15 protein-coding genes and 2 pseudogenes are annotated in these 16,261 nt (G+C 69.0%); 14 read left to right on the forward strand and 3 right to left on the reverse strand.

What is annotated here, in order from left to right; translation table 11 throughout:
- The 12 genes from murD (at position 1) to AC5Y47_RS15835 (ending at position 12,241) form a co-directional block, all read left to right on the forward strand.
- Positions 1–1,452: a UDP-N-acetylmuramoyl-L-alanine--D-glutamate ligase gene (murD, locus tag AC5Y47_RS15780; protein ID WP_499945022.1), complete on the forward strand. Its 1,452-nt coding sequence runs from the start codon at positions 1–3 to the stop codon at positions 1,450–1,452.
- 5 nt (positions 1,453–1,457) lie between these two features.
- A complete protein-coding gene (gene ftsW / locus AC5Y47_RS15785) occupies positions 1,458–3,038 on the forward strand; it encodes a putative lipid II flippase FtsW (RefSeq protein WP_499945024.1) in 1,581 nt (526 codons plus the stop codon).
- Positions 3,035–4,210, forward strand: a complete 1,176-nt coding sequence (gene murG / locus AC5Y47_RS15790; RefSeq protein ID WP_499945025.1) for an undecaprenyldiphospho-muramoylpentapeptide beta-N-acetylglucosaminyltransferase — start codon at positions 3,035–3,037, stop codon at positions 4,208–4,210. Before ftsW ends, murG begins: the two co-directional genes overlap by 4 nt.
- Positions 4,207–5,685 (forward strand): UDP-N-acetylmuramate--L-alanine ligase, encoded by a 1,479-nt coding sequence (gene murC / locus AC5Y47_RS15795; RefSeq protein WP_499945027.1) that lies wholly within the window; start codon positions 4,207–4,209, stop codon positions 5,683–5,685. The genes murG and murC overlap by 4 nt, the downstream gene beginning before the upstream one ends.
- Positions 5,682–6,620 carry a cell division protein FtsQ/DivIB gene (locus AC5Y47_RS15800; RefSeq protein ID WP_499945028.1) on the forward strand — a complete coding sequence of 313 codons (939 nt, stop codon included), beginning with the start codon at positions 5,682–5,684 and terminating at the stop codon, positions 6,618–6,620. The genes murC and AC5Y47_RS15800 overlap by 4 nt, the downstream gene beginning before the upstream one ends.
- Before the next feature lie 293 nt (positions 6,621–6,913).
- Positions 6,914–8,053, forward strand: a complete 1,140-nt coding sequence (gene ftsZ / locus AC5Y47_RS15805) for a cell division protein FtsZ (RefSeq protein ID WP_180919026.1) — start codon at positions 6,914–6,916, stop codon at positions 8,051–8,053.
- A gap of 100 nt (positions 8,054–8,153) precedes the next feature.
- On the forward strand, positions 8,154–8,861 hold the full coding sequence (gene pgeF / locus AC5Y47_RS15810) for a peptidoglycan editing factor PgeF (protein ID WP_499945030.1): 708 nt from the start codon (positions 8,154–8,156) through the stop codon (positions 8,859–8,861).
- Positions 8,858–9,655 carry a YggS family pyridoxal phosphate-dependent enzyme gene (locus tag AC5Y47_RS15815; RefSeq protein WP_499945031.1) on the forward strand — a complete coding sequence of 266 codons (798 nt, stop codon included), beginning with the start codon at positions 8,858–8,860 and terminating at the stop codon, positions 9,653–9,655. Before pgeF ends, AC5Y47_RS15815 begins: the two co-directional genes overlap by 4 nt.
- 64 nt (positions 9,656–9,719) lie before the next feature.
- The gene (locus AC5Y47_RS15820) at positions 9,720–10,391 is read left to right on the forward strand and encodes a cell division protein SepF (protein ID WP_499945032.1); all 672 of its coding nucleotides are present in this window, start codon (positions 9,720–9,722) and stop codon (positions 10,389–10,391) included.
- Between the two features lie 164 nt (positions 10,392–10,555).
- A complete protein-coding gene (locus AC5Y47_RS15825; protein WP_499945149.1) occupies positions 10,556–10,846 on the forward strand; it encodes a YggT family protein in 291 nt (96 codons plus the stop codon).
- 265 nt (positions 10,847–11,111) lie between these two features.
- A complete protein-coding gene (wag31, locus tag AC5Y47_RS15830) occupies positions 11,112–11,912 on the forward strand; it encodes a DivIVA-like cell division protein Wag31 (protein WP_499945034.1) in 801 nt (266 codons plus the stop codon).
- A gap of 47 nt (positions 11,913–11,959) precedes the next feature.
- Complete coding sequence (locus tag AC5Y47_RS15835; protein WP_499945036.1) at positions 11,960–12,241, forward strand: hypothetical protein; 282 nt, start codon at positions 11,960–11,962, stop codon at positions 12,239–12,241.
- An 8-nt stretch (positions 12,242–12,249) separates the two neighbouring features.
- On the opposite strand, the pseudogene AC5Y47_RS15840 reads toward AC5Y47_RS15835, so the two are convergent.
- Positions 12,250–12,936, reverse strand: a pseudogene (locus tag AC5Y47_RS15840) (phosphoribosyltransferase); the annotation flags it as partial.
- A 250-nt stretch (positions 12,937–13,186) separates the two neighbouring features.
- Here AC5Y47_RS15840 and AC5Y47_RS15845 point away from each other — a divergent pair.
- Positions 13,187–14,014 (forward strand): PPE family protein, SVP subgroup, encoded by an 828-nt coding sequence (locus AC5Y47_RS15845; protein WP_499945037.1) that lies wholly within the window; start codon positions 13,187–13,189, stop codon positions 14,012–14,014.
- Between the two features lie 35 nt (positions 14,015–14,049).
- Positions 14,050–15,201 carry a PPE family protein gene (locus AC5Y47_RS15850; RefSeq protein WP_499945039.1) on the forward strand — a complete coding sequence of 384 codons (1,152 nt, stop codon included), beginning with the start codon at positions 14,050–14,052 and terminating at the stop codon, positions 15,199–15,201.
- Positions 15,202–15,348: 147 nt separating this feature from the next.
- Here the strand turns inward: AC5Y47_RS15850 and AC5Y47_RS15855 are convergent, their stop codons facing one another.
- Both AC5Y47_RS15855 and AC5Y47_RS15860 read right to left on the reverse strand, forming a co-directional pair.
- Positions 15,349–15,783, reverse strand: coding sequence for a type II toxin-antitoxin system VapC family toxin (locus AC5Y47_RS15855; protein WP_012394840.1), 435 nt, complete (start codon positions 15,781–15,783; stop codon positions 15,349–15,351).
- Positions 15,784–15,786: 3 nt separating this feature from the next.
- Positions 15,787–16,241: pseudogene (locus AC5Y47_RS15860) on the reverse strand (type II toxin-antitoxin system Phd/YefM family antitoxin).
- Between the last annotated feature and the right edge of the window lie 20 nt (positions 16,242–16,261).

Raw genomic sequence — 16,261 nt, forward strand, 5'->3', positions numbered from 1 at the left:
GTGCTGGGCCCGTTGACGTCGGGTGCGCCCGTGCTGATCGCGGGTGCGCGCGTGACCGGCCGGGCGGTACTGGCCGCGCTGACCCGGTTCGGTGCCGTTCCGACGCTCTGTGACGACGACCCCGCGATGCTGCTCCCGTACGCCGATGCCGGGGTGGCGACCGCGGATCCGGCGGCAGCGATCGCCGGAATCGACTTCTATGCGCTGGTCGTCACCAGTCCCGGCTTCCAGCCGAGCACCCCGGTGTTGGCCGCGGCCGCGGCGGCGGGGGTGCCCATCTGGGGCGATGTGGAGCTGGCCTGGCGGCTGGATGCGGCCGGCCAGTACGGGCCGCCGCGGCGCTGGTTGGTGGTGACCGGTACCAACGGGAAGACCACCACGACCTCGATGCTGCACGACATGTTGAGCGCCGGCGGGCTACGCAGCGCGCTGTGCGGAAACATCGGCGACCCGGTCCTGGATGTGCTGGCTACGCCGTCCGACGTGCTGGCCGTGGAGTTGTCCAGTTTCCAGTTGTTCTGGGCACCTTCGTTGCGGCCCGAGGCGGGTGTGGTGCTCAACATCGCCGAGGACCACCTGGACTGGCACGGCACGATGGCCGACTACACCGCCGCCAAGGCCCGGGTGCTCACCGGTCGGGTGGCCGTCGTCGGACTCGACGACGCCCGGGCTGCCGCGTTGGCCGACACCGCGCCGGCTTCGGTGCGGGTCGGTTTCCGGCTCGGCGAACCTGCCGCCGGCGAACTCGGCGTGCGGGACGGATACCTGGTGGACCGAGCCTTCGCCGGCGACCTGCCGCTGGCGCCGATCGCCTCGATACCCGTGCCGGGTCCGGTCGGGGTGTTGGACGCGTTGGCGGCGGCCGCGCTCGCGCGCAGCGTCGGCGTCCCCGCGACGGCGATCAGCGACGCGCTGACCGCTTTCCGGCCGGGCCGGCACCGATCGGAGGTGGTGGCCGTCGCGGACGGCATCACCTACGTCGACGATTCCAAGGCCACCAACCCGCACGCCGCGGAAGCTTCGGTGTTGGCGTATCCCCGGGTGGTGTGGCTGGCCGGTGGCCTGCTCAAGGGCGCTTCTGTGGACGCCGAGGTGGCCCGCATCGCATCGCGGCTGGTGGGGGTGGTCCTGTTCGGCCGGGATCGGACCGAGGTTGTCGAGGCGTTATCGCGACACGCGCCCGATGTCCCCGTCGTACAGGTTGTGACAGGCGAGGATGTTGTGATGCATGCGACAGCTGAGGCTCCTGTTACTAAAGTGATACAAGTTAACGTTGCCGCGGAGACCGTCGGCACTCGCGTGATGGCCGCAGCGGTGGCGGCGGCCCGGGACCTCGCCACCCCGGGCGACACCGTGCTGCTGGCGCCGGCCGGCGCCTCGTTCGACCAGTTCAGTGGCTACGGCGCACGTGGTGACGCCTTCGCGGCGGCGGTCCGCGCCGCGCTGCGGTAGGCGGCATGGGTATCACGCTGACCCGGCTGCTGCGCCGGGACGCCAAGACGGACGACGAAAGCCCTGACGACGCGACCGACGTGACCGACGTCGCCGAGCAGGAGTCGACCGCAGCGAACCCGGCGCCGACAAGTCCCACGGCACCGTCCGGTCCGCGCAACCGGTTCGGCGCCTGGCTCGGGCGGCCGATGACCTCGTTTCACCTGATCATCGCCGTCGCCGCATTGCTGACCACGCTGGGCCTGATCATGGTGCTGTCCGCCTCGGGCGTGCGTTCCTACGACGACGACGGTTCGGCCTGGATCATCTTCGGCAAACAAGTCATGTGGACATGCGTCGGCCTGGTCGGCTGCTACCTGGCGCTGCGGATGTCGGTGCGATTCATGCGGCGCATCGCGTTCACCGGCTTTGCGTTCACCATCGTGTTGCTGGTGCTGGTACTGGTTCCCGGGATCGGCAAGGAAGCCAACGGCTCGCGCGGCTGGTTCGTGATCGCCGGGTTCTCGATGCAGCCGTCCGAGCTGACCAAGATGGCGTTCGCCATCTGGGGTGCGCACCTGCTGGCCGCCCGACGCATGGAACGCGCGTCGTTGCGCGAGATGCTGATTCCGCTGGTGCCCGCCGCGCTGGTGGCGCTGACCCTGATCGTCATCCAGCCCGACCTGGGTCAGACGGTCTCGCTGGGCATCATCCTGCTCGGCCTGCTCTGGTACGCCGGTCTTCCGCTGCGGGTGTTCCTGGGTTCGCTCTCGCTGATCTTCGTTGCCGGCGGCATCCTGGCGGTCTCCGCCGGTTACCGCAACGACCGGGTGCAGTCCTGGCTCAATCCCGAGAACGACCCGATGGACTCCGGTTATCAAGCCCGACAGGCCAAATACGCGCTGGCGCACGGCGGCATCTTCGGCGACGGCCTCGGTCAGGGTGTCGCCAAATGGAACTACCTGCCCAACGCCCACAACGACTTCATCTTCGCGATCATCGGCGAGGAACTGGGCCTGATCGGCGCGGTGGGTCTGCTCGGCCTGTTCGGCCTGTTCGCCTACACCGGGATGCGCATCGCCCGCCGCTCGGCTGACCCGTTCCTGCGGCTGCTGACCGCGACGACGACGATGTGGGTGCTCGGACAGGCCTTCATCAACATCGGCTACGTGATCGGCCTGCTGCCGGTGACCGGTCTGCAGCTGCCGCTGATCTCGGCGGGCGGCACGTCGACGGCGGCGACCCTGACCCAGATCGGCATCATCGCCAGCGCGGCCCGACATGAGCCGGAAGCGGTGGCCGCGCTGCGCGCGGGGCGCGACGACAAGGTCAACCGGTTGCTGCGGCTGCCGCTGCCCGAACCGTACGTCCCGACCCGCCTCGAGTCCTTCCGCGACCGCAAACGCGCTCAGCCGCAACCCAAGCCGTCGACACGGCGCGTGGCCGGCCCGCCGCGGCAGGCTGCGCCGCGCACCGCCGAACGGGCGGGTCGCCGGTCTGGGGGAAGCCCGCACTTGCAGAAGAGGCATCATGGATCTGGCCAGCAGTACGCCGGCCAGCGCCGAACACGGCGCGCACGCGCATTGGAAGGTCAGCGTTACGGGTGAACGACAAGGTCAGCGAACCGACCGGCGGGCCAGGGGCTAGTCCTCTGCCCGCCGGTGCCGCGTTCTCGGTCGTGTTGGCCGGCGGCGGGACCGCCGGTCACGTGGAACCCGCCATGGCCGTCGCCGACGCCCTGACCGCGCTGGACCCGCAGATCCGCATCACCGCCCTGGGCACCGCGCGCGGACTGGAGACCCGACTGGTGCCCGAACGGGGCTATCACCTCGAGCTGATCACGCCGGTGCCGTTGCCCCGCAAACCCAGCGGTGACCTGGCCCGGCTGCCACCGCGGGTGTGGCGCGCGGTCCGCGAGACCCGCGCCGTGCTCGACCGAGTGCACGCCGACGTCGTCGTCGGGTTCGGCGGGTACGTCGCGCTGCCCGCCTACCTCGCCGCCCGTGGCGTCGGGAGGCGCCGCCGGATCCCGGTGGTGATCCACGAGGCCAACGCGCGGGCCGGGCTGGCCAACCGGGTCGGCGCCCGGTCGGCTGACCGGATCCTGTCCGCGGTGCCGGATTCGGGTCTGCGTCGCGCCGAGGTGGTCGGGGTGCCGGTGCGGGCGGCCATCACCGCGCTGGACCGTGCGGGCCTGCGGGCCCAGGCGCGCGCGCACTTCGGATTCGCCGACGACGCGCGGGTGCTGCTGGTGTTCGGCGGTTCGCAGGGCGCGGTCTCGCTCAATCGCGCGGTGTCCGGTGCGGCCGCCGATCTGGCCGCCGCGGGGGTGTCTGTACTGCACGCCCACGGCCCCAAGAACACCCTCGAACTGCGTACCCCCGAAGCCGGCGAACCGCCCTACGTCGCGGTGCCCTACCTGGATCGGATGGACCTGGCCTACGCGGCCGCCGATCTGGTGATCTGCCGGTCCGGGGCGATGACGGTCGCCGAGGTGTCGGCTGTCGGACTGCCGGCCATCTACGTGCCGCTGCCGATCGGCAACGGCGAGCAACGGCTCAACGCGCTGCCGGTGGTCAACGCCGGCGGCGGGATGGTCGTCGCCGACGCGGCCCTGACGCCGGAACTGGTGGCCCGAGAGGTGTCCGGGCTGCTCACCGATGCGCCCCGGCTGGCGGCGATGACGATGGCGGCCGCCCAGGTCGGGCACCGCGACGCGGCACGGCAGGTGGCCCAGGCGGCACTCGACATCGCCCGCGCGGCAGGAATACGGCGTTGACCGCCGCGCAGTTGCCGCCCGAGTTGGCGCGGGTGCACATGGTCGGCATCGGCGGGGCGGGCATGTCGGGCATTGCCCGCATCCTGCTGGACCGGGGTGGCATGGTGTCGGGTTCGGATGCCAAGGAGTCGCGCGGCGTGCATGCGCTGCGGGCCCGCGGGGCGGTGATCCGGATCGGACACGACGCGTCCTCGCTGGATCTGTTGCCCGGCGGCGTCACCGCGGTCATCACCACCCACGCCGCCATCCCGAAGACCAACCCCGAACTCGTCGAGGCCCGCCGGCGCGGCATTCCGGTGCTGCTGCGGCCGCTGGTACTGGCCAAGCTGATGGCGGGGCGCACCACGCTGATGGTCACCGGCACCCACGGCAAGACGACGACGACGTCGATGCTGATCGTGGCGTTGCAGCACTGCGGGCGCGATCCGTCGTTCGCGGTCGGGGGGGAGTTGGGGGAGGCCGGCACCAACGCCCATCACGGCAGCGGCGACCTGTTCGTGGCCGAGGCCGACGAAAGCGACGGCTCGCTGCTCGAATACACGCCCAACGTTGCCGTCGTCACCAACATCGAGTCCGACCACCTGGACTTCTACGGCAGCACCGAGGCCTACATCGGGGTGTTCGATTCCTTCGTCGAGCGGCTGGCGCCCGGCGGTGCGCTGGTGGTATGCACCGACGACCCGGGTGCCGCCGCGCTGGCGCAGCGCACCGCCGAGCTGGGTATCCGGGTGCTGCGCTACGGGTCGTCGGGTGCCGTCGACGCGCCGTTGGCAGCGACGTTGCTGTCCTGGGAGCAATCGGGCACCGAGGCGGTCGCCCACATCCAGTTGGCTGACGAAATCGATCCCGATTCCCGGCCACGGGTGATGCGGTTGTCGGTGCCGGGCCGCCACATGGCGCTCAATGCGCTGGGGGCGCTGCTGGCGGCGATCGAGATCGGGGCGCCGGTCGACGAGGTGCTCGACGGCCTGGCCGGTTTCGAAGGTGTGCGGCGCCGGTTCGAGTTGGTCGGAACCGCCGACTCGATCCGGGTGTTCGACGACTACGCGCACCATCCGACCGAGATCGCGGCGACGCTGGCCGCCGTGCGCTCGGTGGTGCAGCAGCGCGGAAGTGGTCGTGCGATGGTGGTGTTTCAGCCCCATTTATATTCTCGGACAAAGGCTTTCGCGAAGGAGTTCGGTCACGCGCTGGACGCGGCGGACCAGGTGTTCGTGCTCGACGTCTACGGCGCCCGCGAGCAGCCGCTGCCCGGGGTGAGCGGCGCGAGTGTCGCCGAGCATGTGAGCGCACCGGTGCGTTATGTGCCGGATCTCTCGGCGGTGGCCGAGGAGGTGGCCGCTGCCGCCGGACCCGGTGACGTCATCGTCACCATGGGCGCCGGCGACGTGACGCTGCTGGGACCCGAGATCGTCGACGCGTTGCGGGCGCGCGCCAACCGCAGCGCACCCGGACGCCCGGGGGTTTTGCAGTGAGCGAACCCGAGGCCCGACCGGCCGAACCGGTTCCCGACCAGGCAGACGCCGGCGAAGCGGCTACCGAGCCGATCGCCACCGACGCCCCGGCCGGCACGGACCCCGCCGAGGAAGAGGACTTCGAGGGGCCGCGGCGGCGCGCCCGCCGGGAACGCGCCGAGCGGCGCGCCGCCCAGGCCCGCGCCACCGCCATCGAGCAAGCCCGCCGCGAAGCCAAGCGCCGCGCCCGCGGCGCGGTCCTGCCCGAACCGAAACCCGTGGCGCGCGGCGTCGTCCGGGGCCTGAAGATGCTGCTTGCCACGGTGATCCTGGTGGTGGTCGGCGTGGGGTTGGGTTTGATCCTCTATTTCACGCCGGCGATGTCGGCCCGCAACATCGTCGTCACCGGGACCGGTGTGGTGACCCGCGAGGACGTGCTGGAGGCGGCGCAGGTGCGGGTCGGCACGCCGTTGCTGCAGATCAACACCAGTCAGGTCGCCGACCGGGTGGCGGCGATCCGGCGCGTGGCCAGCGCCCGGGTGCAGCGGGAGTATCCGTCGGCGCTGCGGATCACCATCGTCGAGCGGGTCCCGGTGGTGGTCAAAGACTTCCCGGACGGGCCGCATCTGTTTGACCGCGACGGGGTGGACTTCGCGAACGATCCGCCGCCACCGGCGCTGCCCTACATCGAGGTGGAGAATCCGGGGCCGACCGATCCGGCGACGCTGGCCGCGCTCAAGGTGCTGCTGGCATTGCGTCCCGAGGTCGCCTCGCAGGTCGGGCGGGTTGCCGCGCCGTCGGTGTCCTCGATCACGCTGACGTTGTCCGACGGCCGGGTGGTGATCTGGGGGACCACCGACCGCGCGGAGGAGAAGGCCGAAAAGCTCGCGGCGCTGCTGACTCAGCCTGGCCGCACCTACGACGTGTCCAGCCCGGACCTGCCGACGGTCAAGTAGCGCGGTCTTCTCCCGCGTCGAGTGTGCGTCGGCGGTCCTGCGTTCCGCGAGCGTCACGCTAGCGTGGCCGCCGACGCCGAGCGTCACGCCAGCGCAACACTCGGCGCATAGGAAAATTCACGCGCGGCGCGTCGGCGCGCCTGCGGGGTTAGCGCCCGTCGTACCCATACGGTTCTGGTTACGCGGAACTACTTGACATAACTCTAACTCTATGGTTGAGGTTGAGGGTTTTGCAAGGAGACACACCGCAGGACGACATAGGGGAACTGAGCCCTCAGGGAGGAAGACGAATGATGACCCCCCCACACAACTATCTGGCCGTCATCAAGGTCGTGGGCATCGGTGGCGGCGGCGTCAACGCCGTCAACCGGATGATCGAGCAAGGCCTCAAAGGCGTGGAGTTCATCGCGATCAACACCGACGCGCAGGCGTTGTTGATGAGTGACGCCGACGTAAAGCTCGACGTGGGCCGCGACTCGACGCGCGGACTGGGCGCCGGCGCCGACCCGGAGGTCGGCAAGAAGGCCGCCGAGGACGCCAAAGAAGAGATAGAAGAGCTGTTGCGCGGCGCCGACATGGTGTTCGTCACCGCCGGCGAGGGCGGCGGCACCGGCACCGGTGGCGCACCCGTCGTCGCCAACATCGCCCGCAAACTCGGCGCGTTGACCGTCGGCGTGGTCACCCGGCCGTTCTCCTTCGAAGGCAAGCGGCGCAGCAACCAGGCCGAGAACGGAATCGCGGCCCTGCGCGAGAGCTGCGACACGCTGATCGTGATCCCCAACGACCGCCTGCTGCAGATGGGTGACGCGGCGGTGTCGCTGATGGACGCCTTCCGCAGCGCCGACGAGGTGCTGCTCAACGGCGTGCAGGGCATCACCGACCTGATCACCACCCCCGGTCTGATCAACGTCGACTTCGCCGACGTCAAGGGCATCATGTCCGGCGCCGGCACCGCGTTGATGGGCATCGGCTCGGCGCGCGGCGAAGGCCGCTCGCTCAAGGCCGCCGAGATCGCGATCAACTCGCCGCTGCTGGAGGCGTCGATGGAAGGCGCGCAGGGTGTGCTGATGTCGATCGCCGGCGGCAGCGACCTCGGCCTGTTCGAGATCAACGAGGCCGCATCGTTGGTGCAGGACGCCGCGCACCAGGACGCCAACATCATCTTCGGCACCGTGATCGACGACTCGCTGGGCGACGAGGTGCGCGTCACCGTGATCGCGGCGGGCTTCGACGCCGGACCGGGCCGCAAGCCCGTCACCGGCACCGAAACCGGTGGCGCCCATCGCATCGAGACCGCCAAGGCGGGCAAGCTCACCTCGACGTTGTTCGAGCCGGTCGACGCGGTCAGCGTCCCGGTGCACACCAACGGCGCGACGCTGAGCATCGGTGGCGACGACGATGACGTCGACGTGCCGCCCTTCATGCGCCGCTGAGGTCTCGATTTGCTTGCCACTGCGCGACAAGCCAGCCTCGAAACATGATGGCCACGTGTCGACGCGCTCTGGGGGGCAACGGATTACGGATACTCAGGACGTGAGCATCCGTATCCGCCGGGTGACCACCACCCGGGCGGGCGGTGTGTCCAAGCCGCCTTACGACACCTTCAACCTCGGTGACCATGTCGGTGACGATCCCGGCGCCGTCGCGGCCAACCGGTCCCGGCTCGCCGCGGTCCTGGGACTGCCGGAGCGACGGCTGGTCTGGATGAACCAGGTGCATGGAGTCCGGGTGGAGGTGGTCGAGAAACCCCGTGAGGCAGCCGTCGCCGACACCGACGGGTTGGTAACGGCCACGGCGAGATTGGCGTTGGTCGTGCTGACCGCCGACTGTGTGCCGGTGCTGCTGGCCGACGCGCGGGCCGGTGTCGTCGGCGCGGTGCACGCCGGTCGGGTCGGCGCGCAGCACGGGGTGGTGATCCGCGCGGTAGAGGCAATGGTGGGCCTGGGCGCGCAGCCCGCCGACATCTCCGTGTTGCTGGGCCCGGCGGCCGGCGGCAGTCGCTACGAAGTACCCGCCGCGATGGCCGACGAGGTCGAAGCGACGCTGCCGGGCAGCCGCACCACCACCGCCGCGGGCACGCCCGGCCTGGACTTGCGGGCCGGAATCGCTTGTCAGCTACGCGATTTGGGAGTGACGTCCATCGACGTCGACCCGCGTTGCACCATCGCCGACACGACGCTGTTCAGCCACCGGCGCGGCGCGCCGACCGGTCGGTTGGCGTCGTTGGTCTGGATGGAATGACGCCGATGGCCACCGAGATCCCCGCGCGGGGACACGAAGGCGACCGTCAAACGGAATTGACGTTGGCGTTGGCGGCGGTGCGATCACGGTTGGCCGCGGCGGCGGATGCGGCCGGTCGCAATGTCGCAGAAATTGAGCTGTTGCCAATTACCAAATTCTTCCCAGCAACCGACGTCGCGATTTTGTCCCGATTAGGTTGTCGGGCCGTTGGCGAATCGCGCGAACAGGAAGCGTCGGCGAAGGTGACTGAAGTCACGCGATTGCTGGCGGCCGCCGAACAACACGGCGGATCCCGTGATTTGCAGTGGCACATGGTCGGCCAGATTCAGCGCAAGAAAGCTCGGTCATTGGCGCGCTGGGCGCATACCGCGCACTCGATCGACAGCCCGCAGTTGGTGACCGCGCTCGACCGGGCGGTGACGGGCGCGCTGGCCGATCGCCGGCGCGACAATCCGCTGCGCATCTATGTCCAGATCAGTCTGGACGGGGACGTGTCGCGCGGCGGCGTGGACGTCGACGCACCGGACGAGGTGGACCGGATCTGTGCTCAGGTGGACAGCGCGCAGAGCTTGGAACTGGTCGGGTTGATGGGCATCCCACCGCTGGAATGGGAACCCGAACAGGCCTTTGACCGGCTCCAATCCGAGCATCAGCGGGTGCTGGAGGGGTTTCCGAAGGCGGTCGGGCTGTCCGCCGGCATGTCCGGGGACCTCGAAGTCGCCGTGAAACATGGTTCGACGTGTGTGCGTGTCGGTACCGCGCTAATGGGGCAACGGCGGTTACGGTCACCGTGAATAGTCACAGAAGTAACACCTTCATCACAGATAACAAAGATCCCAAGCTAGAAGGGGCCGCAAGATGAGCACACTGCACAAGGTCAAGGCCTACTTCGGTATGGCTCCGATGGAGGAATACGACGACGAGTACTACGACGACCGCGCACCCTCCCGCGGTTATTCGCGGCCCCGATTCGACGACGAATACGGACGTTATGAAAGTCGGGATCGCGATTATGACGACCCGCGCCGCGACCCCCGCGCCGAGTTGCGCGGCGAGCCGGCCGACTACCCGCCGCCGAGCAGCTACCGCGGCGGCTACCCCGACGAACCGCGCTTCCCCACCGGCGGGTTCGAACGGCCCGACATGAGCCGGCCCCGACTGGGGTCGTGGCTGGGGCGCGGTGGCGCCACCCGCGGTGCGTTGGCGATGGACCCGCGCCGGATGGCGATGATGTTCGAAGAAGGCCACCCGCTGTCGAAGATCACCACGCTGCGGCCCAAGGACTACAGCGAGGCGCGCACCATCGGCGAACGTTTCCGCGACGGCACGCCGGTGATCATGGACCTGGTGTCGATGGACAACGCCGACGCCAAGCGCTTGGTCGACTTCGCCGCCGGCCTGGCGTTCGCGCTGCGCGGCTCGTTCGACAAGGTCGCCACCAAGGTGTTCTTGCTGTCGCCGGCGGACGTCGACGTGTCGCCCGAAGAGCGTCGCCGGATCGCCGAAACCGGTTTCTACGCTTACCAATAACGCGTAGTCGCTGCCACACAGCCCGTTAGGTTCCCAGTGGACCGAGCGGGCTGTGCGCATGCCGGTCCGCCACGAGATGTGTGCGGCACGGACAGGTCGGTAGGCTTGCGGTCGCCGCTATGCCGGCGGCGACAGACATCCTCATCGATAAGGTCGGGCACTCGTTGGCGCTGTTCTTTCAGATCCTTGGATTCACCCTCTTCGTCTTCTGGCTGCTGCTGATCGCTCGGGTCGTCGTCGAGTGGATCCGCTCGTTCAGCCGGGACTGGCGCCCCACGGGCATCACCGTGGTGATCCTCGAGATCATCATGTCGATCACCGATCCTCCGGTGAAGCTGCTGCGCCGGCTGATCCCGCCGATCACCATCGGCGCCGTCCGTCTGGACCTGTCCATCCTGGTGCTCCTGCTGATCGCCTTCATCGGCATGCAACTGGCTTTCAGCGCTGCCGTCTAGGGCGCCGCCATCTCGGTTGGAATCTGATTTGAAGACGGTTCGGCCACGATTCGGCGTCAACTTTGACGTGTGTTTTTTGAAATCTAAGGAATGTGTTTTATTGGCTGCAGAGCTCTAAAGAGATTGAAATCTGTCCTTATTTATTACTCCAATCGGCAACCGCCGAGTCTGGTGTGACAGGATGGACGGCAGTTGCGCGACGGCTACCGCATCGTTCTACACTTTCCAGATTGTTTGACCGTCCAGGAACTCGAGGGGACAAAGAATGCCGCTTACACCTGCCGACGTCCACAATGTGGCGTTCAGTAAGCCGCCCATCGGCAAGCGCGGGTACAACGAGGACGAGGTCGATGCCTTCCTTGACCTGGTGGAGAACGAGCTGACCCGGCTGATCGACGAGAACGCCGATCTGCGGCAGCGGATCGCCGAACTCGATCAGGAGCTGGCCGCCGGTGGCGGGGGAGCCGCGGCGGCCCCGACGGTCGCCCAGCCGATCCCGGCATTCGAGCCCGAACCCGAGCCCGCCAAACCGGCCCCGGTGGCGGCACCGGCCCCGTCTACCTCGTCCAACGAGGAGCAGGCCCTCAAGGCGGCCCGCGTGTTGAGCCTGGCCCAGGACACTGCCGACCGGCTGACCAGCACCGCCAAGGCGGAGTCGGACAAATTGCTGTCCGATGCGCGCACCAACGCCGACCAGATCCTCAGCGAGGCGCGGCACACCGCCGAGACCACGGTTGCCGAGGCGCGTCAGCGTGCCGACGCGATGCTGGCCGACGCCACCTCGCGCTCCGAGAGCCAGTTGCGCCAGGCGCAGGAAAAGGCTGACGCTCTGCAGGCCGACGCCGAACGCAAGCATTCCGAGATCATGGGCACCATCAACCAGCAGCGCACCGTGCTGGAAGGCCGCCTCGAGCAGCTCCGGACGTTCGAACGCGAGTACCGGACCCGGTTGAAGACCTACCTGGAATCCCAGCTCGAGGAGCTCGGCCAGCGTGGTTCGGCGGCTCCGGTGGATTCCAGCGCCGACGCCGGTGGGTTCGACCAGTTCAACCGCGGCAACAACTAGCCTTCGCCTGAACGCGCGCCGGCACTCGGCCGGTTGGAGGATGACCAATGCTGATCATTGCGCTCGTATTAGCCCTGATCGGTCTCGTCGCGCTGGTGTTCGCGGTGGTGACCAGCAACGAACTGGTGGCGTGGGTGTGTATCGCCGCCAGCGTGCTGGGCGTGATCCTGCTGATCGTCGACGCGGTGCGGGAACGCCAGCAGCGTGACGCCGACGCCGACACCGACGACGACGAGGACGCCGAGGAGGACGAGCCCGACGAGGGCGCCGAGGAGGCCGTCGACTATCCGGACGAGGCCGACGAGGAGACTTCCGAAAGCTCCAAGTAGGGGACCGATCACCCCGGCGGCGTCGTCAACAGCTCCCGTACCTCGTCGTCGCTGACCTGGTGGAAGTCGGCGTAGACCTGTCCGACGGCGCTGAAGTCCGCGGGCATGGTCGCGCACACCACGTCGTCGGCTTCGCGCTCCAGGACCCGGCACGCCGAGAGCGGTCCGACCGGAACCGCGACCACGACCGCCTGCGGTCCGGCGGCGCGCACCGCCCGCACCGCCGCCAGCATGCTGGCGCCGGTGGCGATCCCGTCGTCGACCAGGATCACGATCTTGCCGCGTGGGTCGACAGCCGGTCGCTCGCCCCGATACGCCCCTTCGCGCCGCCTCAACTCGGTGGTCTCGGCGTCGATGACTGAGCGCACCTGCTGTTCGGTGATACCCAACTGCTCCACCACGTCCTCGTTCATCACCACCCGCCCGCCGCTGGCCAATGCGCCCATGGCCAGTTCGGGTTGGTAGGGCACTCCGAGCTTGCGTACCAGGAACACGTCGAGTTCCGCGCCCAGCGCCGCGGCGACCTCCCACCCGACCGGGACACCGCCGCGAGCCAGTCCGAGGACGACCAGGTCGGGTTGGGCGCGGTAGGACGCCAGCGCGTCGGCCAGTACGCGACCGGCTTCGCGGCGGTCGCGGAACTCGCGGGTCGGCGTCCGCCGCAGAAAGCCACGCCGTCGGTTCATCAGTCGCACTCCGGAAACTGTGCTCGCAACTACAGAAGCCTACTGACTCTTCCTGTTGCCGGGCGGTCCGGGCACGGGGCGAGTCGGGCGGAGAGCAACTGGGCGCCAGTACGGTGCGCTCGTTAAATCTGGATTACCGGCGTATTTCCGGGACATTGTCGGAAATCCTGGTTCCCGCGTGAGCAGGCGCGCTTAATGAACAGGTCACCCACCGCCGGCCGACGCCCGAACCGGTCGGTCCTGTCGTTAGGAGAACCCCATGTCTTTCGTGACCACGTACCCCGCCGCCTTGATGGCCGCGGCGGGTGCACTGCAACACCTCGGGACGGCATTGGCCGCGGAGGATGCTGCCGCCGCGCCACCGACGACCAGCGTCGTGCCGGCCGCCGCCGACGAGGTGTCCGCGCTACAGGCCGCACAGTTCGCCGCCTACGGCTCCTGGTATCAGCAGGTCAGCGCGCAAGCCAAAGCCGTGCATCAACAGCTGGTCAACACCCTCGGATCCAATGCGAACGCGTACGGCGAGACCGAAGCGGCCAACCAGAGCGCGGCCGGCTCGCAATCGCTGTCCGACGCGACCAGCGCGGCATCCGCGGCAGCCGCCAGCCCGGCGGCCCCGACGACGTCCGACGGCGCCATCATCGCGACCCCGTTCAATTGGTTCCAGAACGTCGGCGCCGCGGCGTCGAACTTCATCGCGTTCGGCCAGGGACAGTTCCTGCCGGGTTCGGTGGGCTGGTATCCCGAGATGGCCGACCTCCCGCCGCTGGGCGCCGGCGCGGCGCCCGCGGTGACGGCACCGCCCGTGGCTGGGCCGCCGGCGGGCGCAAGCCTCGGCGGCGCCGCGTCGATCGGCGGGATGTCGGTGCCGCCGAGTTGGGCGGCGGCGGGCGCGCCTGCGGCCGGAGTCACGCCGGCAACGCTGACGGGCGCGGGCTGGACCGGTGCCGCGGTGAACTCCGCGCCGATGACGACGGTGCCCGCCGGCCTGCCCTCCATCGCGTCGGTCGGGCGTTCAAGTACCGGGTTCGGGGCGCCGCGTTACGGCCTCAAACCGATGGTGATGCCCAAACCGACCGTTGTCTGAATCCCCATTCACTTTCACCAGAAAAGGACCGACAGATGGCTTTTGATTTTGGCGCGCTGCCCCCGGAGATCAATTCGACCCGTATGTACACCGGCCCGGGAGCGGCGCCGATGATGGCCGCCGCCGCGGCCTACAGCAATCTCGCCGCCGAACTGAGCAGCACGGCGACGGCCGCGGAGTCGGTGATCTCGACGCTGACCGACGACGAATGGCGTGGCCCGTCCTCGGCGGCGATGGCCGCCGCCGCCACCCCGTATGTGCAGTGGCTGCAGACCACCGCGGCGTCGCTGCAACACGCGGGCGACCAGGCGATGGCGTCGGCGGCCGCCTACGAGACTGCGTATGCGATGACGGTGCCTCCGGCGGTCGTCGCGGCCAACCGCGCCCAGCTCGCGGCGCTCGTCGCCACCAACATCCTTGGTCAGAACACGCCGGCGATCGCGGCCAACGAAGCGCTCTACAGCGAGATGTGGGCCCAGGACGCCGCCGCGATGTACGGCTACGCCGCATCGTCGGCGCTGGCCGCCCGGCTGGACCCGCTGACCGCACCGACGCTGGTAGCCGGCCCGGGTGCCCTCGGTGCGCAGAGCGAAGCGGGTAGTCAGGCCGCTGGCACCTCGCTACCCGCGCTGGTGTCCAGTACACCGAATGCTGTTCAGGCACTGGCTAATCCGGCGGCGGCGGCGCCGGCGTCACCCGTCGGCGATTTCTTCAGCGACCCCCTGGTGCAGAGCATCCCCAACGGCATTATCGACATGGCGGCATGGAACGGTTTCAACGCCATCGTCACCGCGGTGCTGTACTCGCACACCTTCGACGCGGGCTTGATCAGCAGCCACTTCCTGCCGGATCTGGGCGCCATCGGTATCGGGCCGGCCCAGATGGCCGCGGGTCTGGGTTCCGGTGGCGCGACTGCTGCGTCGGTGTCCTCGGTTGTCGGCCAGGCGGCGACGGTCGGCAAGCTATCGGTGCCAACCGCGTGGTCAGCGGCCACCCCGGCCGCGCTCGCCGCGTCCACCGCGCCGGTGGCCGGTTCGGGCTGGACGGTGCCGGTGGAGGAGGGCGCCGGGGTGACCAACGTGGCCGCCGGGATGCCGGCCTACGCCTCGGCCGGGCGGGGCGGCTACGGCGCCAGTCCGCGCTACGGGATCAAGCCGACCGTGATGCCGCGGCAGGTGCTGGTGTGATCAGTTGGCTGCGATTCACTTCGCTCGCCTCAGTCGCGTGTCCGAGGGGGGACTTGGCCACTTACGACACGGGTTCTGACCTGGCGAATCGGTACCTGATCGTCATCCATGCCGGGGTCGACCCACCTCTGACGTCGAGCGGTCGGATTAGGGGTCGAGTTGGGCGGGGGCGAGTCGGCACCCGGCGGCTTGGGCTCCGGCGTGCAGGCGTCGGTCCCAAACGGCGACGATCAGGCCGGGTTCGCCGACTGCCAACGCGCTGGCCAGATGGACAGCGTCGGCTTCGCGCAAGGCATGGGCGCGGGCGAGGCGGCCGGCGTGCTGTTCAACCGTGGCGGTGAGTTCGATTGGGCGGGTGGCGGCCCAGAAGTCCTCCCAGTCACGCTCGGCGTCGGCGAGCTCGGATTCGGTTAGGTCGTGATTGCGGGCTGCTGCAGCGAGTGCGGCGCGGACTTCGGGGTAGGCCAGGCGGCTGGACAATGCGGCGTCGCAGCCGTCCCACAGCGCGGATGCCAGCGAGCTTCCTGTCTCGGTGGTGAGAAGTTTAACGAAGGCGCTGGCGTCGAAGTAGACGAGCGGCACCGGTCAGCGCCGCTGGTCGCTGACCTGGTCAGACACCGGCCGCCGCGGTCGGGGCCGGGACCGTCCCGCAGCGACGGGCCGCTGCGCGGTGGCCCTGGCAATCACGCCTTCGGCCGTGAGACGCTCCAAGGTGCCTGCGCTGTCCAGCGCAGCGAGTCGCGCGACCGGAATCCCGCGGTCGGTGATGACGACCTCATCACCAGCCCGAACTCGATCGAGCCAATCGCTAAGGTGCGCGCGCAACTCGGTCACGGATACCTCCACACCGTGAACTGTACACTCGCTGAACCGTGATTTGTACATGTCACTTCTGAGTGTGGCAACGACGACCTGAGAGATTGACCCGCGCAAGCCGGAGGCGAGGTGGCAACGGGCCGGTACACCGATTCGTCCGCGGTGCTGGCGACGCCGAGACGGTCGATATTATGGTGGCTGGTGGCCTTCCGTCCAAGCTGCATCCGAAGGTGTTGCGGCGGAA

The sequence above is a fragment of the Mycobacterium sp. NGS22 genome, assembly GCF_059813095.1.

What these genes read in the sequence shown, in the direction of transcription:
- AC5Y47_RS15815 (WP_499945031.1), top strand. Translation starts at nt 8,858, where the DNA reads ATGACGCCGATGGCCACCGAGATCCCCGCGCGGGGACACGAAGGCGAC.
- AC5Y47_RS15845 (WP_499945037.1), top strand. Translation starts at nt 13,187, where the DNA reads ATGTCTTTCGTGACCACGTACCCCGCCGCCTTGATGGCCGCGGCGGGT.
- ftsZ (WP_180919026.1), top strand. Translation starts at nt 6,914, where the DNA reads ATGACCCCCCCACACAACTATCTGGCCGTCATCAAGGTCGTGGGCATC.
- AC5Y47_RS15820 (WP_499945032.1), top strand. Translation starts at nt 9,720, where the DNA reads ATGAGCACACTGCACAAGGTCAAGGCCTACTTCGGTATGGCTCCGATG.
- ftsW (WP_499945024.1), top strand. Translation starts at nt 1,458, where the DNA reads ATGGGTATCACGCTGACCCGGCTGCTGCGCCGGGACGCCAAGACGGAC.
- AC5Y47_RS15835 (WP_499945036.1), top strand. Translation starts at nt 11,960, where the DNA reads ATGCTGATCATTGCGCTCGTATTAGCCCTGATCGGTCTCGTCGCGCTG.
- AC5Y47_RS15850 (WP_499945039.1), top strand. Translation starts at nt 14,050, where the DNA reads ATGGCTTTTGATTTTGGCGCGCTGCCCCCGGAGATCAATTCGACCCGT.
- wag31 (WP_499945034.1), top strand. Translation starts at nt 11,112, where the DNA reads ATGCCGCTTACACCTGCCGACGTCCACAATGTGGCGTTCAGTAAGCCG.